This is a genomic window from Mesorhizobium sp. CA15 (assembly GCF_020165215.1).
Classification (GTDB): Bacteria; Pseudomonadota; Alphaproteobacteria; order Rhizobiales; family Rhizobiaceae; genus Mesorhizobium.
Genome location: NZ_JAIUHQ010000014.1, coordinates 82873 through 102433, shown reverse-complemented (window position 1 = coordinate 102433; position 19561 = coordinate 82873). Strand labels below are relative to the sequence as shown.

The 19561-nt window shown below is 64.5% G+C and carries 20 protein-coding genes; 12 read left to right on the top strand and 8 right to left on the bottom strand.

Translation table 11 applies throughout. The features are described from left to right. Window positions 1–114: 114 nt before the first annotated feature. The 8 genes from LB515_RS21150 to LB515_RS21115 form a co-directional block, all read right to left on the bottom strand. Window positions 115–648: an NADPH-dependent FMN reductase gene (locus LB515_RS21150; RefSeq protein ID WP_224708854.1), complete on the bottom strand. Its 534-nt coding sequence runs from the start codon at window positions 646–648 to the stop codon at window positions 115–117. 37 nt (window positions 649–685) lie between these two features. Then, window positions 686–1306, bottom strand: coding sequence for a pyridoxamine 5'-phosphate oxidase family protein (locus LB515_RS21145; protein WP_224708853.1), 621 nt, complete (start codon window positions 1304–1306; stop codon window positions 686–688). A gap of 85 nt (window positions 1307–1391) precedes the next feature. Next, complete coding sequence (locus LB515_RS21140) at window positions 1392–2048, bottom strand: septation protein A (protein ID WP_224708852.1); 657 nt, start codon at window positions 2046–2048, stop codon at window positions 1392–1394. A 62-nt stretch (window positions 2049–2110) separates the two neighbouring features. Then, on the bottom strand, window positions 2111–3877 hold the full coding sequence (gene ftsY / locus LB515_RS21135; RefSeq protein ID WP_224708851.1) for a signal recognition particle-docking protein FtsY: 1767 nt from the start codon (window positions 3875–3877) through the stop codon (window positions 2111–2113). A gap of 14 nt (window positions 3878–3891) precedes the next feature. Next, window positions 3892–5220 carry a tRNA (N(6)-L-threonylcarbamoyladenosine(37)-C(2))-methylthiotransferase MtaB gene (gene mtaB, locus LB515_RS21130; protein ID WP_224708850.1) on the bottom strand — a complete coding sequence of 443 codons (1329 nt, stop codon included), beginning with the start codon at window positions 5218–5220 and terminating at the stop codon, window positions 3892–3894. Continuing rightward, window positions 5220–6104, bottom strand: a complete 885-nt coding sequence (gene dapF / locus LB515_RS21125; protein ID WP_224708849.1) for a diaminopimelate epimerase — start codon at window positions 6102–6104, stop codon at window positions 5220–5222. The genes mtaB and dapF overlap by 1 nt, the downstream gene beginning before the upstream one ends. Window positions 6105–6276: 172 nt before the next feature. Next, window positions 6277–6438, bottom strand: a complete 162-nt coding sequence (locus LB515_RS21120) for a DUF1328 family protein (protein WP_031195454.1) — start codon at window positions 6436–6438, stop codon at window positions 6277–6279. Between the two features lie 30 nt (window positions 6439–6468). Next, window positions 6469–7506, bottom strand: a complete 1038-nt coding sequence (locus LB515_RS21115; RefSeq protein ID WP_224708848.1) for an MBL fold metallo-hydrolase — start codon at window positions 7504–7506, stop codon at window positions 6469–6471. A 127-nt stretch (window positions 7507–7633) separates the two neighbouring features. Here LB515_RS21115 and LB515_RS21110 point away from each other — a divergent pair, with 127 nt between their 5' ends. The 12 genes from LB515_RS21110 (at window position 7634) to odhB (ending at window position 19556) form a co-directional block, all read left to right on the top strand. Next, window positions 7634–8071 carry a VOC family protein gene (locus LB515_RS21110; RefSeq protein WP_224708847.1) on the top strand — a complete coding sequence of 146 codons (438 nt, stop codon included), beginning with the start codon at window positions 7634–7636 and terminating at the stop codon, window positions 8069–8071. Between the two features lie 197 nt (window positions 8072–8268). Continuing rightward, window positions 8269–8808: a protease inhibitor Inh/omp19 family protein gene (locus LB515_RS21105; protein ID WP_140846345.1), complete on the top strand. Its 540-nt coding sequence runs from the start codon at window positions 8269–8271 to the stop codon at window positions 8806–8808. Window positions 8809–8881: 73 nt separating this feature from the next. Next, a complete protein-coding gene (gene zapE, locus LB515_RS21100) occupies window positions 8882–10084 on the top strand; it encodes a cell division protein ZapE (RefSeq protein WP_224708846.1) in 1203 nt (400 codons plus the stop codon). A 287-nt stretch (window positions 10085–10371) separates the two neighbouring features. Next, window positions 10372–11340 carry a malate dehydrogenase gene (gene mdh / locus LB515_RS21095; protein ID WP_095769532.1) on the top strand — a complete coding sequence of 323 codons (969 nt, stop codon included), beginning with the start codon at window positions 10372–10374 and terminating at the stop codon, window positions 11338–11340. Window positions 11341–11367: 27 nt separating this feature from the next. Then, window positions 11368–12561: an ADP-forming succinate--CoA ligase subunit beta gene (gene sucC / locus LB515_RS21090; protein WP_095769533.1), complete on the top strand. Its 1194-nt coding sequence runs from the start codon at window positions 11368–11370 to the stop codon at window positions 12559–12561. 4 nt (window positions 12562–12565) lie between these two features. After that, window positions 12566–12937, top strand: a complete 372-nt coding sequence (locus LB515_RS21085; RefSeq protein ID WP_224532124.1) for a cupin domain-containing protein — start codon at window positions 12566–12568, stop codon at window positions 12935–12937. Window positions 12938–12940: 3 nt separating this feature from the next. Beyond that, window positions 12941–13438: a DUF1579 family protein gene (locus LB515_RS21080; protein ID WP_095769535.1), complete on the top strand. Its 498-nt coding sequence runs from the start codon at window positions 12941–12943 to the stop codon at window positions 13436–13438. Between the two features lie 77 nt (window positions 13439–13515). Next, complete coding sequence (locus LB515_RS21075; protein WP_224708845.1) at window positions 13516–13812, top strand: hypothetical protein; 297 nt, start codon at window positions 13516–13518, stop codon at window positions 13810–13812. Continuing rightward, window positions 13739–14155, top strand: coding sequence for a PIN domain-containing protein (locus LB515_RS21070; protein WP_224708844.1), 417 nt, complete (start codon window positions 13739–13741; stop codon window positions 14153–14155). Before LB515_RS21075 ends, LB515_RS21070 begins: the two co-directional genes overlap by 74 nt. 27 nt (window positions 14156–14182) lie before the next feature. After that, window positions 14183–15085, top strand: coding sequence for a succinate--CoA ligase subunit alpha (gene sucD / locus LB515_RS21065; RefSeq protein WP_224708843.1), 903 nt, complete (start codon window positions 14183–14185; stop codon window positions 15083–15085). A 143-nt stretch (window positions 15086–15228) separates the two neighbouring features. Continuing rightward, window positions 15229–18216 (top strand): 2-oxoglutarate dehydrogenase E1 component, encoded by a 2988-nt coding sequence (locus LB515_RS21060; protein ID WP_224708842.1) that lies wholly within the window; start codon window positions 15229–15231, stop codon window positions 18214–18216. Window positions 18217–18275: 59 nt separating this feature from the next. Next, the gene (gene odhB / locus LB515_RS21055; protein WP_224708841.1) at window positions 18276–19556 is read left to right on the top strand and encodes a 2-oxoglutarate dehydrogenase complex dihydrolipoyllysine-residue succinyltransferase; all 1281 of its coding nucleotides are present in this window, start codon (window positions 18276–18278) and stop codon (window positions 19554–19556) included. The last annotated feature ends 5 nt before the right edge of the window (window positions 19557–19561 follow it).

Below are 19561 nucleotides of genomic sequence, written 5' to 3'. Positions count from 1 at the left end.
TTGTCCAGCGACAAGGTCGCCGTCGTCTCACTCCGCTGGAACACCCCTCATCCGTCTCGGCGCTGCGCGCCGATCCACCTTCTCCCACAAGGGGAGAAGGGGAAGACGCGCCACTCATCGTCCGCCAATAAACCCCACGAAAGCCTCGATCGCTCCACGCATCACCCTTCGGTTCGAAGGGTCTGCCAAAATAACCTCCACCTCCGCCGGCTTCTTGCCCAGCAGCGCGATCTCCAGCGCCGTCTCCTCATGCATCGCGAACGACATCGTCCGCATGATCTCGGCAAGCGCTGCCCGCGCATAGAGTGAGCGGGGCGAGGCGTGGACCAGCATCGCCGGCTTGCCGACCGCCGCGTCGCGCGACACCAGCCAGTCCAGCGCGTTCTTCATGCCGCCCGGCACGCCATGCGCATATTCCGGGCAGGAGACGATGACGCCGTCGGCGCGGGTCACCGCCTCGATCAGCCGAGCCGCTTCCGGTGGCGTGCGCTCGCCCTCGTCGTCGGGATTGAAGATCGGCAAGCGGCCGAGGCCATCATAAACCTGGACGTGGCAGGCCGCGGGCGCGTTCGCAGCCAATGCGGCAACCAGGGCCGAGTTGGTCGAGGCGGCGCGCAGGCTGCCCGATATGGCGATGATCTCGGTCAAGGGAGAGCCGGACGAAGGGTTGAGTCGTCCGGCAAGCCTACCACATGGTCTGGCGGTAATCGTGATCCAGCTCGCGGTCGATCTCGCCGGCGCTTTCGCTGAGCGCCAGCTGGTCGCGGATGATCTGGCCGAGCGTCGGCAGGGTGGCGCGCTCGTACCAGGTCTCCGGCTTCCACAGATCGGAGCGCATGAAGGCCTTGGCGCAGTGCATATAGGCGGCCTTGACGGTCACCACGATCACGCTCTGCGGTTCCTTGCGGTCGACGGCCAGGCGTTCGCGCAAGGTGGGATCGACGGTGATGCGGGCGTCGCCGTTGACGCGCAGCGTCTCGTTCATGCCGGGGATGAGGAAGAGCAGCCCGACCGACGGGTTGCGGATGATGTTTTCCAGCGTGTCCAGCCGGTTGTTGCCTGGACGGTCGGGGATGGCGATGGTGGTGTTGTCGAGGATGGCGGTGAAGCCGGGCTTGTCGCCTTTCGGCGTCACGTCGGCATTGCCGGCGCCGTCGGAGGAGCCGATCAGCACGAAGGGGCTCTTGCCGATGAAGGATCGGCAATGGCCGTCGAGGGCTTTGAGTTCCTTGCGGATCGAGCCGTCGGTCGGCCTCGGCGTCTTGTAGATTGTCCTCAGCTCGTCATGCGTGGTCAGAAATTCCATGCCGCCCCCTTTTTAACCCAATTCCGGACGGAGATTACGGCGAAGTCGCCGAACCCGACCGGCAGCCGCTTTTCCTGGAATTGCTTTAGTTTCCGGCCTTCTCTTGCTTGGACTTTTCCTCCAGCGAGTGGCGCATGATCAGCGGCATCTGGCTGAAGGTGAACAGCAAGGTGATCGGGATGGTGCCCCAGACCTTGAAATAAAGCCAGGTCGCCTCGGAAAAGTTGCGCCACACGATCTCGTTGAGCACGGCGAGGAACAGGAAGAACAGGCCCCAGCGGAAGGTCAGCTTGCGCCAGCCCTCGGCATCGAGCTGGAAGGCGGAATCGAAGACGTAGCCGAGCAGCGACCGGCCGAACAGCAGCCCGCCGAGCAGCGTGACGCCGAACAGCGAATTGATGATCGTAGGCTTCATGAAGGCGAAGGTCTTGTCCTGCAGGTAAAGCGCCAGCGCGCCGAAGACGAACACGACGATCGCCGAGACCAGCGGCATCAGCGGCAGGCTGCGCGTCAGCAGCCAGGAAGCGCTCAGCGAAAGCGCCGTCGCGACCATGAAGAAGGCGGTGGCGATCAGGATCGGCTCGCCGAGATGGGCGAGCACCGGGAATTTCTCGGCCAGCCACTCGCCGCGGATGGTGGTGAAGAAGAACACCAGGCCAGGGCCAAGCTCGAGCATGAACTTCAAGCCGGGGTTGACCGGCTTGCGGCGTGGATCGGACGGGTCGCGTTCGATGATGTTCATAAAAGTCCTTCTTACGCACGATCTGGCCGAAAAGCAGGCGGCCTTGCAGGATCGCGCCTTGTTCAAGCCACGCCGGCGATGGCTCTCGCGAACTCGCTGGCGGAAAACGGTTCAAGGTCGTCGACCTGCTCGCCGACGCCGATGAAATAGACCGGCAGCCGGTGCTTGGCGGCGATCGCCACCAGAATACCGCCGCGCGCCGTGCCGTCCAGCTTGGTCATCACCAGGCCGTTGACGCCGGCGACGTTGCGGAAGATCTCAACCTGGTTCAGCGCGTTCTGGCCGGTGGTGGCATCGACCGTCTGCAGCACCGTGTGCGGCGCTTCGGGATCGAGCTTGCCCAGCACGCGCACGATCTTCTCCAGTTCGGCCATCAGCTCGGTCTTGTTTTGCAGGCGCCCGGCCGTGTCGATGATCAGCACGTCGGAGCCGGCCTCCTTCGCCTTCTCGAAGGCGTCATAGGCGAGACCCGCCGCATCGGCGCCGAGCTTGGAGGCGACGACCGGCGATTTCGTGCGCTCGCCCCAGATCTTGAGCTGCTCGATCGCGGCGGCGCGGAACGTGTCGCCGGCGGCCAGCATCACCTTGAGGCCGCCATCGGTGAGCTTGGCGGCCAGCTTGCCGATGGTGGTGGTCTTGCCGGTGCCGTTGACGCCGACGACCAGGACGACATGCGGCTTGTGGCTGAGGTCGAGCTCGAGCGGCACGGCGACCGGCGCCAGCACCTTCTCCACCTCCGCCGCCATCACGGCGCGGACTTCGACGTCGGAGACGTCGCGGCCGTAGCGGCTGGAGGCAAGCGAATCGGTGACGCGCAGCGCGGTTTCCAGGCCAAGATCGGCGCGGATCAGCACGTCCTCCAGGTCCTGCAGCGTGTCTTCGTCCAACTTGCGCTTGGTGAAGACGCCGGCGATGTTGCCGGTGAGCTCGCGCGATGAGCGGGCAAGCCCTTCGCGCATGCGCTGGAACCAGGAGCGCCGCGGCGCCGGCTCCGGCGCCTTCACCGGCTCCGCCTTCTGCTCGACCTTTTTTGATACCGTTACCTTGCCGGCAGAGGGCGCGGGTGTCGGCGGCGACGGCAAAGCCTCCGGCTCCGGTGCGATCTCGGCATGGATCGGCTGCAGCTCGACGGGCGCGGGCTGTCGAATAGGAGGCGCGATTTCCGCTACGGCTTCGGCGGATGGTTCCACAGAGGGCGGCGCCGCTGGTGGCACCTCAATGGGCGCTGGCGTTTCGACCGGGACTTCGGCAGGCGGCGTCGGCACTTCGACCGGTGGCTGCTCAGGCAGCGGTTCCGGACGCGAAGGCTCGATGTCAGGTTGCGTCGGCGCAGGTGCGGGCACTTCCTGCGGAGCAGGTTCGGGCGTCGGCGCAGGTAAAGGCTCGGGTTGTGCAGGCGGCACTTCCTCGGGGGCCGGCGGCTCCGGCTTCTCGGGCGCCGGCTGCGGCTCTTCTTCCGGCTCAGGCTGCGGCAGCGGTTCCGGCTCGGCGGGAATGGTGGGCTCCGGCACCGGCGGGATGGACGGAGCGGGCTCGGGCTTCGGCTCTTCGGGGACAGGTTGAGGGGTAGGCTCTACCTCCCCCTCGATGGGGGAGGTCCCGAGCGCAGCTCGGGGGTGGGGGTGACTGGCGCCAGCGTCGGCGCCATCACCCCGCTCCGCCACTTCGTGGCGACCCTCCCCATCGAGGGGAGGGTAGGGTGCCTGCTCGGCCTCGGGCTTCAGCGCCTCCAGCGCGTCCCATTTGATCGGCGGCAGCGCTTCGTCGACGCGCTCCTCGACGACCTCTTTCCTGCCGAACGAAAATATCTTCTTGAAGAAACCAGCCATGCGTCTCGCAGTTCTCAGGCGGCTTGCGCGGCAAGCGGGGCCGCAATCAGTCGGGCGCCGTCATGGCCGGCGACCATGGCATCGACGATCTCGCCGGGCGCGCCGGCGTCGATCGCGGCCAGCGTAAAACCTTCGGTGCGGCCGAGCCCGTCGCGCTCGACCAGGATCGATTGCCGTGTGCCGGAGAGCGACGACAAATGATGGCGATAGGCGGCCTCGCCGGCGGCGCGCAGCCTGGCGGCGCGCGCCTTCACCACCTCACGGCGGACCTGCGGCATGCGCGCGGCCGGCGTGCCTTCGCGTGGCGAGAACGGGAAGACGTGGAGATGCGTCAGGCCGCATTCCTCGACTATTCTTTCCGAATTCTTGAACATCGCCTCGGTCTCGGTCGGAAAGCCGGCGATGATGTCGGCGCCGAAGACGACGCCCAGACGCAGCTTGCGCACGTCCTCGCAGAAGCGGATCGACTGGTCGCGCAGATGGCGGCGCTTCATGCGCTTCAGGATCATGTCGTCGCCCGACTGCAGCGACAGATGCAGATGCGGCATCAGCCTCGGCTCAGTGGCGATGGCGTCGAGCAGGTCGTCATCGGCCTCGATGGAATCGATGGAGGACAATCTCAGCCGCTTCACGTCGGGCACCTGGCGCAGGATGGTCTTCACCAGCTTTCCCAGCTTTGGTGTGCCCGGCAGGTCGGCGCCGAAGCTGGTCATGTCGACGCCGGTCAAAACGATCTCGGCATAGCCGTTGCCGGCGAGGCGCTTGACCTGCTCCACCACCGCGCCCATCGGCACGGAGCGCGAGTTGCCGCGGCCGTAAGGGATGATGCAGAAGGTGCAGCGATGGTCGCAGCCATTCTGCACCTGCACGAAGGCGCGCGCGCGGCCCTCGATGGCGTCGACCATGTGGCTTGCCGTCTCGCGCACCGAAAAAATGTCGTTGACGCGCGCCTTCTCGGTGTCGTTGACGCCGAAATCGGGCAGCGCGCGGTAGGAGTTGGCCTTGAGCTTCTCCTCATTGCCGAGCACCAGGTCGACCTCGTCCATTGCGGCGAAATTCTGTGGCTCGGTCTGGGCAGCGCAGCCGGTGACGATGATGCGGGCTGAGGGGTTCTCGCGGCGGGCCTTGCGGATCGCCTGCTTGGCCTGGCGCACCGCTTCGGCGGTGACGGCGCAGGTGTTGAAGATGAAGGCGCCGCCATTGAGCTCGCCCAGGCCGGCACTTTCGGCCTCGCGGCGCATCACTTCCGATTCATAGGTGTTGAGGCGGCAGCCGAAGGTGACGACGTCGATACCTGTCGTGGTGGAGGCTTGGGATACCACGCCTTTTTGAAGGGCGGACATCAGGCGGCGCTTTCGGTGTCGCGGGCCCAGGCGCCGGTCGAGGGATCGAAGCTGCCGGAAAATTCCCATTCGGCGGCACCTGTCAGGATGACGTGATCGTCGTCGCGCCATTCGACATTGAGCTCGCCGCCGCCGGGCGTCAGCAGCGAGACGCTGCGGCCGGTGCGCCTGGTGCGGGCCGCCGCGACCGCGGCGGCGCAAGCCGCCGAGCCGCAAGCCTTGGTGAGGCCGGCGCCACGCTCCCAGGTGCGGATGATCATCGTCTGAGGCGAAGTCACCTGCGCGATGGTGATGTTGGCACGCTCGGGGAAAATCGGATGGTTCTCAAGCAGCGGGCCGAAGCGGTCCAGCTCATAAGACCAGACGTCGTTGTCGACCCAGAAGATCACGTGCGGGTTGCCCATCGACACCGCCGAGGGCGAATGCAGCACGGGGGCGTCGATCGGACCGATCTGCAGCTCGATCATGCGGGTGTCGCGGAATTCTTCCGCCAGCGGGATCTCCTGCCAGCCGAAACGCGGCTTGCCCATGTCGACCGAGATAAGGCCGTCCGCATGCTCCTGCGCATTCAAGATGCCGGCGCGGGTCTCGAAGGTGAAGCTCTTGTTGCCCGTCTCGGCGGCCAAAGCCTGCACCACGCAGCGCATGCCGTTGCCGCAGGCCTGCGCGCTGGTGCCATCGGAGTTCAGGATGTCGACATAATAGGCGGTGCCCGGCGTCTTCGCGTCGTGGATCGCCATGATCTGGTCGAACTTGGTCGCCGCGTCGCCATTGAGGGCGATCGCGGCCGCCGCCGTCACCTTGTCGGCGCGGCCGCGCATATCGGCAACGATGATCTCGTTGCCGATGCCGTTCATCTTGGCGAAGGGGGCGCTGCCTGCCATCTAACCGGTCGTTCCAATCCGTTTGGCCAATCCGTTTGGGCGCTATATGGCGGAAACGGGCGGGAATTACCAGTCCGGTGAGGCTCTGGCGACGACGAAGAAGAGGCCGCGCAGCGACCGGTCGCGTAGCGACGACCAAGTGGTCGCGCCGGCGACGACCTGGCGGTCGCGCTTATGTTACCGCGAAGACGCCGAGCACGATCAGCAGGAAGATGATCAGCACGATGCCGATGAGAATGCGCGCGCCGGTAGCGGCCGCGCCTGCCAAAGCCGGCATGCCGAGCAGGCTCGCGGCGGCGGCAATGATGAGAAGGATGATGATCCACCTGATCATGGGGAAGCTCCAGCGATTTGCGTCGTCCGATCAACGCGTTTGGCCGGTTTGGGTTCCTTTGTAGATGGCCGGCACGTCCCACAGCTCTCCCGGTCGCATGGCACGGAAACGCTCTGGCGGCAGGTCTTCGGCGACCAAAGCCTCGGCCAGTTTCCGGGCCGGCTCATCGACCGGCTCGTCGGTGAGGTGGAAGGTGCCCCAGTGGCAGCCGGCGGCGAAGGCGGCGTTGCACAGCTTCATGCCCTGAACGGCCTCCTGCGGATTCTGGTGCTGCGGCGCCATGAACCAGCGCGGCTCATAGGCTCCGATCGGCAGGATGGCGAGGCGGAAGCCGCCATGCTTTTGCGCCATCAGCCGGTAGTTGATGCCGTCATGGAAGCCGGTGTCGCCGGCGAAATAGATATTGCCGGCCATCGTCTCGATGACGAAGCCCGCCCACAGCGCCATGCGGCGGTCGCGCCCGCCGCGCGCCGACCAGTGATGCGCCGGTTCGACATGGATGGCGGCCGTGCCGGCATCGAGCCTGTCGCCCCAATCATGCACGCTGAGCCGCATGCCGGGCGCCGCGCGGCCGATGATGGCGTCATTGCCGAGCGGCGCGATCACCAGCGGATCGTGTCTCTCCCTCAGCCGCTTCAGCGTGGCGAGGTCGAGATGGTCGTAGTGATTGTGGCTGATCAGGACCAGGTCGATCGGCGGCAGGTCGGCAAAGGCAATCCCCGGCGCATTGACCCTTTTCGGCCCGGCGAAGGCGAAAGGCGAGGCGCGCTCCGACCAAACCGGGTCGGTCAGGATATTCAACCCCGCCGTCTGGATGAGAAGCGAAGCATGGCCGACCATAGTGAGTCTCAGCGCGCTGCCTTCCACCCGTCTATCCGGCTTCGCCGGGGGAAACGGGCTCGGAACCGAAGCCGGCCATTTCGCCCGCCTGCCGCCGAATTGCCATTTGAGAAGATCGGTGAAGCTCCCGGGCGGCTTGCCGCCGGGATTGAAGAACAGGGCGCCGTCGAAATGATCGCTGGGCGGCCCGCTGTAGTAGCGGTTGGCGGTTCCTTTCCTCGCGGCCATTCTGTCTCCCGCCCGCTTGTGTCGTCTCCTGAGATAAGGACGCGCCGGCCTGGCGCAAGCATTTTGCCGCCGAATGCCAATGGCCGAAGCCGGGCTCGTCTAGGATCGGCAGACAGGGGTGATCGTCATGGTAATGAAGCGAACCAAGACACCGTGGATGAAGGCGGAGGATTTCGGCCGCTCGCTGCCGCCTGGGGTCGGCATCAACCTGTTGGTTACCGACCTGACGGCGATGGAGGCTTTCTGCCGCGACGTGCTTGGCGCCCGGATCATCTATGGCGACGAGGATTTCGCGGCGATCGAGCTGTTGGGCTCGATCTTCATGCTGCACGCCGATCATTCCTATCTGGACAATCCGATGATCGGCGTCACCGCAGGCGCCGAGACTCGCGGGGCCGGTATCGAACTGCGCCTTTACGGCGCCGATCCGGACTCGGTCGAGAAAAAGGCGGCCGCGCTCGGCCACATCGTGCTGGCCGGCTCGATCGACAAGCCGCATGGCTTGCGCGAATGCTACATCGTCGGCCCGGATGGTTATGTGTTCGTGCCGAGCGCCAGGATTTAATATTGATATTTCAATAGATTACAAGGTTTTCAGCGGCGGCTTCCCGACTGTGGCTCTCCGCTGCGATAAATTTGCAACAGCCATTTCGAAAACCCTATTTTAACCATATCGGGTTGAAATTCTGCCACCTTCGCCGTCTTGGTGAAGCGGAGATTACGCGGATGGCTCCCCCCGGCCAGATCCGACGGAGGTGGTAAATGCATTTTTCAAGGACCGGCCTTGTGGCCGTATCGCTGGCCGCGCTCGTTGCGAGCGGCTGCTCGACTTCGCGCTTCTCGTCGATGGACGACCAGCAGCCGACACCGCTGACCCCGGCACCCTCCGGCACGGTGACGCAGAATCAGCTGCCGCCGCCGGCTTCCCCCGGCGCCGCCGATCCGTCGCAATTTCCGACCGCTCCGAAGAACACTCAGGTCGCGTCGCTGCCGCCGGACGGCACGGCGCCCGCCGGCGCCACCGATCTCACCGCGGCCAGCGTCGCCGGCGTCTGGAACGTCAATGTCTCCGGGCAGAGCTGCAAGGTGGCGACGCCGCAGACCAAGTTCGGCGCCGGCTACCGCGCCGGTCCGCTGCACTGCCCGGCGCCGATCGACGGCATCAAGTCGTGGAATGTCGCCGGCAAGCAGCTGACGCTCTACGACGAAAACGGCGGCACGCTGGCCAGGCTCTATTCGTCCGGCGGCGAAAAGTTCGACGGCCAGACTTCCAACGGGCAGCCGATCTCGCTTACAAGATAACGCGAAACCGCCCCTGTTTACGCAATTCCGGATGGGAACCGTTTCCCCCGGATTGCTCTGGAATGACTTACCCATGCACCTGCGCGACGGTATCCAGACCCACGCGACCGTCAGGCAGCGCTACGAGCATCTCGTCCAAAGCGGCGCGGCCGAGCGCGACCCGGCGCAGGAGCGGATCGTCGCTGCGCTCGACCGGTTGATAGACGAGATCTCGGCCAAAAGGCTGGCGCATAAATCGAGCGCGCTGGGCTGGCTGTTCGCGGCCAAGCGGCAGCCGCGCGAGCCGGTCAAAGGCCTCTACATCCATGGCGGCGTCGGTCGCGGCAAGACCATGCTGATGGACATGTTCTTCGAGCTGTTGCCGGTCCGGCGCAAGCGCCGCGTGCATTTCAACGACTTCATGGCCGATGTGCAGGATCGTATCCAGAAGCACCGGCAGGCGCGCAAGAATGGCGACGTCAAGGAAGACGACCCGATCCCGCCGGTGGCGCGGGCGCTCGCCGATGAAGCCTGGGTGCTGTGCTTCGACGAATTCTCAGTCACCGATATCGCCGACGCGATGATCCTGTCGCGCCTGTTCTCGGCGCTGTTCGCCAACGGCGTGGTGCTGGTCGCCACCTCCAATGTGGCGCCGGAGAACCTTTATCGCGACGGGTTGAACCGCCAGCTCTTCCTGCCGTTCATCTCGCTGCTTGAGCGCAATGCACATGTGATGACGCTGGATGCCGAGAAGGACTACCGCCAGGAAAAGCTCAACCGCCAGCCGGTTTATGTCACGCCGGACGACGCCGCGGCCGAGCGCGCGCTCGACGAGGCCTGGAAGGCGATGACGCATGGCCAGCCGATCGGCGAGGTGACGCTGACGCTGAAAGGCCGCCAGCTCGTCGTGCCGCGCGCCGCCGGCGACGCGGCGCGCTTTTCCTTTGCCGACCTCTGCGAAAAGCCGCTCGGCGCGCGCGACTATCTGACGATTGCCGGCCGCTTCTCGACCGTTTTCATCGACCATGTGCCGGTGCTGGGCGAAGGCAAGCGCAACGAGGCCAAGCGCTTCATCCTTTTGATCGACACGCTCTACGACCACCGCATGCGGCTGGTGATGAGCGCCGCGGCGCCGCCCGAACGGCTTTATACGGCCAAGCGCGGCACGGAAGTGTTCGAATTCGAGCGTACAGCCTCGCGCCTGGTCGAGATGCAGAGCCGCGACTGGCTGGACGGCTGGGCGGAACGGCGAAAAAAGGAGGTGGCGGCTGCAGAGGTGAGGCAGGCGCAAGCCTGAATTTCGTTCAGCGGTGCCCTGCTTAAGTCACAACCGCGTCATCGCCCGGATGAAGCCTTCTGATTTCAACGTTCATTGTGTAAATTCTCCTCAGTCGGCTCATAAACTTTGACGTTTACGTAATTCCCGATGCATCTAACCGATTGAAAACGTTAGGCTCAAAATAATCGTTTGAATTTCTTTCGCGCTGGAGTTATTCGGTGCGGCCAAATCTCGCGGTTTCCCGCATCCTTTCGGCCCCTCCGGCCCGTCACGACTTCGTCACAGACAAAGGAAAACATCCTCACATGGCACGCAACAAGATAGCGCTCATCGGCTCGGGCATGATCGGCGGCACGCTCGCCCATATGATCGGCCTCAAGGATCTCGGCGACGTGGTGCTGTTCGATATCGCCGAGGGCATTCCGCAGGGCAAGGGTCTCGACATCGCGCAGTCTTCGCCGGTCGACGGCTTCGATTCCCGGCTGACCGGCGTCAACGACTATGCCGGCATCGAGGGCGCGGATGTCTGCATCGTCACCGCCGGCGTGCCGCGCAAGCCCGGCATGAGCCGCGACGACCTTCTTGGCATCAACCTGAAGGTGATGGAACAGGTTGGCGCCGGCCTCAAGAAATATGCGCCGAAGGCCTTCGTCATCTGCATCACCAACCCGCTCGACGCCATGGTGTGGGCGCTGCAGAAGTTCTCCGGCCTGCCGACCAGCCATGTCGTCGGCATGGCCGGTGTGCTCGACAGCGCGCGTTTCCGCTATTTCCTGGCCGAAGAGTTCAAGGTCTCGGTCGAGGACGTCACCGCCTTTGTGCTCGGCGGCCACGGCGATTCCATGGTGCCGATGATCCGCTATTCGACCGTCTCGGGCATCCCGCTGCCCGACCTCGTCAAGATGGGCTGGACCTCAAAGGAGAAGCTCGACCAGATCGTGCAGCGCACCCGTGATGGCGGCGCCGAAATCGTCGGCCTGTTGAAGACCGGCTCGGCCTATTACGCGCCGGCGGCTTCCGCGATCGCGATGGCCGAATCCTATCTCAAGGACAAGAAGCGCGTGCTGCCCTGCGCCGCGCATCTCTCGGGCCAGTATGGCGTGAAGAATACCTATGTCGGCGTCCCGGTGGTGATCGGCGCCGGCGGCGTCGAGCGCGTCATCGAGATCGATCTGTCCAAGGCCGAGCAGAAGATGTTCGACAATTCGGTGGCGGCCGTGCAGGGCCTCACCGAGGCCTGCACCAAGATCGCCCCGCACCTCGCCGGCAAATAAAACGTCCTTCCCCCGGAGACCACGCGCATGAACATCCATGAGTATCAGGCCAAGGCGCTGCTGAAGACGTTTGGCGCGCCGGTCGCAAGCGGCGTTCCGGTGTTCAAAGCCAGCGAGGCGGAAGCCGCGGCAGAAGCGCTGCCCGGCCCGCTCTATGTCGTGAAGAGCCAGATCCACGCCGGCGGCCGCGGCAAGGGCAAGTTCAAGGAGCTCGGCCCCGATGCCAAGGGCGGCGTGCGCCTGGCGAAGTCGGCGGCGGAAGTCGTCGCCAATGCCAACGAGATGCTCGGCCACACGCTGGTCACCAAGCAGACGGGACCTGCCGGCAAGCAGGTCAACCGCCTCTATATCGAGGACGGCGCCGACATCGAGCGCGAGCTCTATCTGTCGATCCTGGTCGACCGCTCGGTCGGCCGCATCGCCTTCGTCGTCTCGACCGAGGGCGGCATGGACATCGAGACGGTCGCGCACGACACGCCGGAAAAGATCGTCACCGTTGCCATCGATCCGGAAAAGGGCGTGAGCGCCGACGACGTGAAGAAGCTCAACGCCGCGCTGAAGCTCGACGGCGATGCGGCGAAGGATGGCGGCACGCTGTTCCCGATCCTCTACAAGGCCTTCGTCGAGAAGGACATGAGCCTGCTCGAGGTCAATCCGCTAATCGTCATGAAGGACGGCCATCTGCGCGTCTTGGACGCCAAAGTGTCGTTCGACAACAATGCGCTGTTCCGCCACCCGGACGTGATGGAGTTGCGCGACACGACCGAGGAGGACGAGAAGGAGATCGAGGCGTCGAAATACGACCTTGCCTACGTCGCGCTCGACGGCAATATCGGCTGCATGGTCAACGGCGCCGGCCTTGCCATGGCGACGATGGATATCATCAAGCTGTATGGTGCTGAGCCGGCTAACTTCCTCGACGTCGGCGGCGGCGCTTCCAAGGAAAAGGTCACGGCGGCGTTCAAGATCATCACCAAGGATCCGGCGGTCGAAGGCATCCTGATCAACATCTTCGGCGGCATCATGAAATGCGATGTCATCGCCGAAGGCGTGATCGCCGCGGTCAAGGAAGTGGGCCTCAAGGTGCCGCTGGTGGTGCGGCTGGAAGGCACCAATGCCGAGCTCGGCAAGAAGATCATCAACGACAGCGGCCTCAATGTCGTGTCGGCCGACGATCTCGACGACGCAGCCAAGAAGATCGTGGCGGCGGTGAAGGGCTAAGCGGATGCCTCCGCGCAAGATAAACCTGGTCGAGGCGGCGGACGCGAAGATCGCCAAGGTGTTCGATCCGCATATCGCCGGCGACGTCAACGATGCCCAGGCCAAGGTCGCCAAGTTCGGCGAGGTTTTCGACTGGCATGCGCATGACAATGAGGACGAGGCCTTCCTGGTGCTGCGCGGCAGGATCGCCATCGATTTCCGCGACGGGCCGGTCGAGCTTGGCGAGGGCGATTTCATCGTCGTGCCGCGCGGCGTCGAGCATCGGCCGCGTTCGCTGACGAAGGAGCCGGTGGTGCTGATGTTCGAGCCGGCGACGACCTTGAACACCGGCAACGCCCGGAGTGACCTCACCGTCACCGACCTGAAGCGGCTCTGAGCCATGAACGCGTCACCCTTCTCTTCCCTCTCTGACGGTCACCAACGCCTGCAGGCGCTGGTCGGCGCGTGGCGCGGCGAGGAAGAGGTCGCGGCCACGCAATGGACCGATGCCGGCACGGCAACGTCAGAACTGCAGGCCGAGGCTGAGTTCGGCGGCTTGTTCGTGGTGCAGCGCTATCGCCAGCGCCGCGACGGCACCGTCTCGTTCGGCGCGCATAATGTGTTCGGTTTCGACCAGCAGAGCGGCCTCGTCACCATGCATCAGTTCGACTCGATGGGGTTCGTGCCGATGTCGCCGGCTACCGGCAGGTGGAACGGCAACGAGCTGATGCTGGAACGGTCGTCGCCGCGCGGCGCCGCGCGCATGGCGTACAGCTTTGACGGCGCTGACGCCTACCGCATGAAACTTCAGTTCAAGCCCGCCGGCAGCGATGCGTGGCAAGACATGGTGAGCGGCCTCTACCGGCGCGTTTCGCCTTCCGAGATGAAGGAAGGCTGAGCGATGGAGATCAGGACGGTTGAAGGGTCACACATAATCACACATATTGTACCTGTGTATTTATGTGGAGACGGACAATGAAGAACGTCACCTTGGCCATTGACGAGGCCCTCCTTGAAAAGGCGCGCGGCCTCGCTGGGCGTCGCCAGACGACGCTCAATGCCCTTATTCGCACGCTGCTCGCGCATGAGGTCGAGCAAGAAGACCGGATCGCCTGGGCGCGGGAAGGCATGCGCAGGTTGATGAAAGAATCGCCGCTCGATCTAGGCCCTGCATACAAATGGAACCGGGACGAGATCTATGCCGAACGAGAGGATAGAATGCTTTCTCGACTCGAACGTCCTCCTGTACGCGGCTTCGGAGGGGACGAGTGATCCTCGCCGCCACGATATCGCGCAAGGCCTTGTCCTCAGGACCGTGTTCGGCGTCTCTGGCCAGACCTTGGCAGAGTTCGCCAACGTGGCAAGGCGGAAGTCGGTCTCGGCCGATGCTGTGGTCGACCAATGGCTGGTCTTTCTCGGCACGCTTCCTTTTGTGCCGGTCGATCAGGCCTATGTCATCGCGGGGCTTCGTCTCGCGCGTCGCTATCAACTCAAATATTACGACGCGGCGTTGCTTGCAGCCGCGGAACGGCTTGGCGCGCCGATTTTCTACACCGAGGATCTCAACCACAACCAAGTCTATGGCTCGGTCCGGGCCGTCAATCCTTTCTTGTAATCGCTGAATTCAGAGGCGTTCCCACCCATGTCCATTCTCGTCGACAAGAACACCAAGGTGCTGGTTCAGGGTCTGACCGGCAAGACCGGCACGTTCCACACCGAGCAGGCGCTGGCCTATCACGGCACCAAGATGGTGGGCGGCATCCACCCGAAGAAGGGCGGCGAAATCTGGACCGGTTCGAAAGGCGAAAGCCTGCCGATCTTTGCCACCGTCGCCGAGGGCAAGGCAAGGACCGGCGCCAACGCGTCCGTCATCTACGTGCCGCCTGCGGGAGCCGGTGAAGCCATCATCGAGGCGATCGAGGCCGAGATCCCGCTGATCGTCTGCATCACCGAAGGCATCCCGGTGATGGACATGGTCAAGGTCAAGGCGCGGCTCGACCGCTCCACCTCGCGGCTGATCGGCCCGAACTGCCCGGGCGTGCTGACGCCCGACGAATGCAAGATCGGCATCATGCCCGGCAACATCTTCCGCAAGGGCTCGGTCGGCGTTGTTTCGCGCTCGGGAACGCTTACCTATGAGGCAGTCTTCCAGACCACCAATGTCGGCCTCGGCCAGACCACGGCGGTGGGCATCGGCGGCGACCCGGTCAAGGGCACCGAATTCATCGACGTGCTGGAGATGTTCCTCGCCGACGACGAGACCAAGTCGATCATCATGATCGGCGAGATCGGCGGCTCGGCCGAGGAAGACGCCGCGCAGTTCCTCAAGGACGAAGCCAAGCGCGGCCGCAAGAAACCGATGGCGGGCTTCATCGCCGGGCGCACGGCGCCGGCCGGCCGCACCATGGGCCATGCGGGCGCGGTGATCTCCGGCGGCAAGGGCGGCGCGGAAGACAAGATCGCGGCGATGGAATCGGCCGGCATCAAGGTGTCACCGTCGCCGGCGCGGCTCGGCACGACGCTGGTCGAGGCGATCAAGGGTTAAGGCAGTAGTGAGTAGGCAGTAGTCAGTAGTGAAAAAGGGACGAACGGGCGAGCAGCAGCTGAGCGGGATTTTTATCTTTCTACTCACGACTGCCTACTCACTACTCCCTAAAAAGGAGACGGAGCCAGGCTCCGCAGACGAAAATGGCAAGACAAGATCAGGCCAACGACCAATTCTCGCTCACCTCATTCCTCTATGGCGGCAATGCCGATTACATCGACGCGCTCTACGCGGCCTATGAGGACAATCCCGCCTCCGTCGATCCGGAGTGGCAGGATTTCTTCGCGGCGCTGAAGGACGACGCGGGCGATGTCCGCAAGAACGCCAAGGGCGCGTCCTGGGCGAAGCCCTCCTGGCCGCTGCAGGCCAATGGCGAGCTGATCTCGGCGCTCGACGGCAATTGGGGTCTGGTCGAAAAGGCGATCGAAAAGAAGGTCAAGGAAAAAGCCGTCGTCAACGGCGCGGTGCTTTCCGACGCCGACGTGCACCAGGCGACGCGCGATTCCGTGCGCGCCATCATGATGATCCGCGCCTACCGCATGCGCGGCCACCTGCACGCCAATCTCGACCCGCTCGGCATCGCCAAGCCGCTCGAGGATTACAACGAGCTGTCGCCGGAGAATTATGGCTTCACCGAAGCCGATTACGATCGGCCGATCTTCCTCGACAATGTGCTGGGCCTCGAATTCGGCACCATCCGGCAGATGCTGGATATCCTGACCCGCACCTATTGCTCGACGCTCGGCGTCGAGTTCATGCACATCTCCGACCCGGAAGAGAAGGCCTGGATCCAGGCGCGCATCGAAGGCGCCGACAAGGAGATCACCTTCACCGCCACCGGCAAGAAGGCGATCCTGTCGAAGCTGGTCGAGGCCGAGGGCTTCGAGCAATATATCGACGTCAAGTACAAGGGCACCAAGCGTTTCGGCCTCGATGGCAGCGAGTCGCTGATCCCGGCGCTGGAACAGATCGTCAAGCGCGGCGGCCAGCTCGGCCTGAAGGAAATCGTGCTCGGCATGGCGCATCGCGGCCGCCTCAACGTGCTCTCCCAGGTAATGGCCAAGCCGCACCGCGCCATCTTCCACGAATTCAAGGGCGGCTCGGCGGCTCCCGACGAAGTCGAAGGCTCGGGCGACGTCAAGTATCATCTCGGCGCCTCGTCGGACCGCGAGTTCGACGGCAACAAGGTGCACCTGTCGCTGACGGCCAACCCCTCGCATCTGGAAATCGTCGACCCTGTCGTGATGGGCAAGGCGCGCGCCAAGCAGGATCAGTTGTCCGGCCGTGAGCGCGGCGAGATCGTGCCGCTGTCTGAGCGCGCCAAGGTCATGCCGCTGCTGCTGCACGGCGACGCAGCCTTCGCCGGCCAGGGCGTGATCGCCGAGATCCTCGGCCTGTCGGGCCTGCGCGGGCATCGCGTCGCCGGCACGTTGCATTTCATCATCAACAACCAGATCGGTTTCACCACCAATCCGCGCTTCTCGCGCTCCTCGCCCTATCCGTCGGATGTGGCCAAGATGATCGAGGCGCCGATCTTCCACGTCAACGGCGACGATCCGGAAGCGGTGGTGCATGCCGCGAAGGTTGCGACCGAATTCCGCATGAAGTTCCACAAGCCGGTGGTGGTGGACATGTTCTGCTACCGCCGCTTCGGCCACAATGAGGGCGACGAACCGTCCTTCACCCAGCCGATCATGTACCGCAACATCCGCAGCCATAAGACGGTGGTGCAGATCTATGCCGACCGGCTGATCGCCGAAGGCCACGTCACCCAGGCCGAGGTCGACAAGATGCGGGCCGACTGGCGCGCGCATCTGGAAGCCGAATGGGAAGTCGGCCAGCACTACAAGCCCAACAAGGCCGACTGGCTGGACGGCGCGTGGTCGGGCCTGCGCACCGCCGACAACCAGGACGAACAGCGGCGCGGCAAGACCGCCGTGCCGGTGCGCACGCTGAAGGAGATCGGCAAGAAGCTGACCGAGGTGCCGAAGGATTTTGAGGCGCACAAGACCATCCTGCGCTTCCTCGAAAACCGCCGCCAGGCGATCGAGTCGGGCGAAGGCATCGATTGGTCGACCGCCGAGGCGCTGGCTTTCGGCGCCATCCTGCTCGACGGCAATCCGATCCGGCTTTCCGGCCAGGATTCGGAACGCGGCACCTTCTCGCAGCGCCATTCGGTGCTTTACGACCAGCGCGACGAGACCCGCTACATTCCGCTCAACAATCTCTCGGCGGCGCAGGCCGGCTACGAGGTCATCAACTCGATGCTTTCGGAAGAGGCGGTGCTCGGCTTCGAATACGGCTACAGCCTGGCCGAGCCCAAGGCGCTGACGCTCTGGGAGGCGCAGTTCGGCGACTTCGCCAACGGCGCTCAGGTCGTGTTCGACCAGTTCATCTCGTCGGGCGAGCGTAAGTGGCTCCGCATGTCGGGTCTCGTATGCCTGCTGCCGCATGGCTATGAGGGCCAGGGGCCGGAGCACTCGTCGGCGCGGCTGGAGCGCTTCCTGCAGCTCTGCGCCGAAGACAACATGCAGGTCGCCAACGTCACCACGCCGGCCAACTATTTCCATATCCTGCGCCGGCAGCTGAAGCGCGACTTCCGCAAGCCGCTGATCCTGATGACGCCTAAATCGCTGCTGCGCCACAAGCGCGCGGTGTCGACGCTGTCGGAGATGGCGGGCGAAAGCTCGTTCCACCGACTGCTTTGGGACGATGCGCAGCTCTTGGCCGACCAGCCGATCAAGCTGGTGAAGGACTCCAAGATACGCCGCGTCGTGCTGTGCTCGGGCAAGGTCTATTACGACCTCTATGAGGAGCGGGAGAAGCGCGGCATCAACGACATCTACCTGCTGCGCGTCGAACAGCTCTATCCGTTCCCGGCCAAGGCGCTGATCACCGAGCTGTCGCGTTTCCGCAATGCCGAGATGGTGTGGTGCCAGGAGGAGCCCAAGAACATGGGCGCCTGGTCGTTCATCGATCCCTATCTCGAATGGGTGCTGGCGCATATCGACGCCAAGCATCAGCGGGTGCGCTACACCGGACGGCCGGCCTCGGCCTCGCCGGCGACAGGGTTGATGTCGAAGCATCTCAGCCAGCTTGCGGCGCTGCTCGACGACGCGCTCGGCGAATAGGGCCGGGCGCGTAAGCAGACCGGACGAAACAGACCTCAAGAAGACAACGGACAGGCACAATGGCTACCGAAATCCGCGTCCCCACTCTCGGCGAATCCGTCACCGAGGCGACTGTCGGCAAGTGGTTCAAGAAGGTCGGCGACGCGATCGCCGCCGACGAGCCCCTGGTCGAGCTCGAAACCGACAAGGTGACGGTGGAAGTGCCCGCCGCGGGCGCCGGAACGCTGGCCGAGATCGCGGTCAAGGAAGGCGAGACGGTCAATGTCGGGGCGCTGCTCGGCTCGATTTCGGCCGGCGGCGCGGCTGCAGCGCCCGCCACCAAGCCGCAGGCGGTGGCGCAGGCTTCCAGCCCGGACGCCGCGTCCACCACCAAGCAGGCGGCGGCCGAAACCGCCAAGATGGCCGGCGACGCTGGTCCGGTCGAGCCGCGCACCATGCCGCCGGCGCCGGCCGCGGCCAAACTGATCGCGGAACACAATCTCTCGGTCGACCAGCTGTCCGGTTCCGGCAAGCGCGGCCAGGTGCTGAAGGGCGATGTGCTCGACGCCATCGCCAAGGGCGCCCCTTCCCAGCCGGCCGAGACGCCGAAGGCCGCTCCGGCGCCCGCCGCGGCCCGCGTGCCGTCCACCGCCGAGGATGCGCCGCGCGAGGAGCGCGTGCGCATGACCAAGCTGCGCCAGACCATCGCGCGCCGCCTGAAGGAGGCGCAGTCGACCGCCGCCATGCTCACCACCTTCAACGAGGTGGATATGAGCGCGGTGATGGCGCTGAGGGCCAAATACAAGGACGTGTTCGAGAAGAAGCATGGCGTGAAGCTCGGCTTCATGGGCTTCTTCACCAAGGCTGTGACGCATGCGCTGAAGGAGATCCCGGCGGTCAATGCCGAGATCGACGGCACCGACATCATCTACAAGAATTTTGCCCATGTCGGCGTCGCCGTCGGCACAGATAAGGGCCTCGTCGTGCCGGTGGTGCGCGACGCCGACCAGATGTCGATCGCCGAGATCGAGAAGGAGATCGGCCGCCTGGGCCTCGCAGCGCGCGACGGCAAGCTGTCGGTGGCGGATATGCAAGGCGGGACGTTTACGATTTCCAACGGTGGTGTTTACGGGTCGCTGATGTCGACGCCGATCCTGAACGCGCCGCAGTCGGGCATTCTCGGCATGCACAAGATCCAGGAGCGGCCGATGGTCGTCGGCGGCCAGATCGTCATCCGGCCGATGATGTATCTGGCGCTCAGCTACGATCACCGCATCGTCGACGGCAAGGAAGCGGTGACCTTCCTGGTGCGGGTCAAGGAAAGCCTGGAGGATCCCGAGCGGCTGGTGCTCGATCTGTGATCGGA

Coding starts and splice junctions, on each gene's coding strand:
- LB515_RS21145 (WP_224708853.1), bottom strand. CDS start 1,306: ATGGAATTTCTGACCACGCATGACGAGCTGAGGACAATCTACAAGACG.
- LB515_RS21140 (WP_224708852.1), bottom strand. CDS start 2,048: ATGAACATCATCGAACGCGACCCGTCCGATCCACGCCGCAAGCCGGTC.
- ftsY (WP_224708851.1), bottom strand. CDS start 3,877: ATGGCTGGTTTCTTCAAGAAGATATTTTCGTTCGGCAGGAAAGAGGTC.
- mtaB (WP_224708850.1), bottom strand. CDS start 5,220: ATGTCCGCCCTTCAAAAAGGCGTGGTATCCCAAGCCTCCACCACGACA.
- dapF (WP_224708849.1), bottom strand. CDS start 6,104: ATGGCAGGCAGCGCCCCCTTCGCCAAGATGAACGGCATCGGCAACGAG.
- LB515_RS21120 (WP_031195454.1), bottom strand. CDS start 6,438: ATGATCAGGTGGATCATCATCCTTCTCATCATTGCCGCCGCCGCGAGC.
- LB515_RS21115 (WP_224708848.1), bottom strand. CDS start 7,506: ATGGCCGCGAGGAAAGGAACCGCCAACCGCTACTACAGCGGGCCGCCC.
- LB515_RS21110 (WP_224708847.1), top strand. CDS start 7,634: ATGGTAATGAAGCGAACCAAGACACCGTGGATGAAGGCGGAGGATTTC.
- LB515_RS21105 (WP_140846345.1), top strand. CDS start 8,269: ATGCATTTTTCAAGGACCGGCCTTGTGGCCGTATCGCTGGCCGCGCTC.
- zapE (WP_224708846.1), top strand. CDS start 8,882: ATGCACCTGCGCGACGGTATCCAGACCCACGCGACCGTCAGGCAGCGC.
- mdh (WP_095769532.1), top strand. CDS start 10,372: ATGGCACGCAACAAGATAGCGCTCATCGGCTCGGGCATGATCGGCGGC.
- sucC (WP_095769533.1), top strand. CDS start 11,368: ATGAACATCCATGAGTATCAGGCCAAGGCGCTGCTGAAGACGTTTGGC.
- LB515_RS21085 (WP_224532124.1), top strand. CDS start 12,566: ATGCCTCCGCGCAAGATAAACCTGGTCGAGGCGGCGGACGCGAAGATC.
- LB515_RS21080 (WP_095769535.1), top strand. CDS start 12,941: ATGAACGCGTCACCCTTCTCTTCCCTCTCTGACGGTCACCAACGCCTG.
- LB515_RS21075 (WP_224708845.1), top strand. CDS start 13,516: ATGAAGAACGTCACCTTGGCCATTGACGAGGCCCTCCTTGAAAAGGCG.
- LB515_RS21070 (WP_224708844.1), top strand. CDS start 13,739: ATGCCGAACGAGAGGATAGAATGCTTTCTCGACTCGAACGTCCTCCTG.
- sucD (WP_224708843.1), top strand. CDS start 14,183: ATGTCCATTCTCGTCGACAAGAACACCAAGGTGCTGGTTCAGGGTCTG.
- LB515_RS21060 (WP_224708842.1), top strand. CDS start 15,229: ATGGCAAGACAAGATCAGGCCAACGACCAATTCTCGCTCACCTCATTC.
- odhB (WP_224708841.1), top strand. CDS start 18,276: ATGGCTACCGAAATCCGCGTCCCCACTCTCGGCGAATCCGTCACCGAG.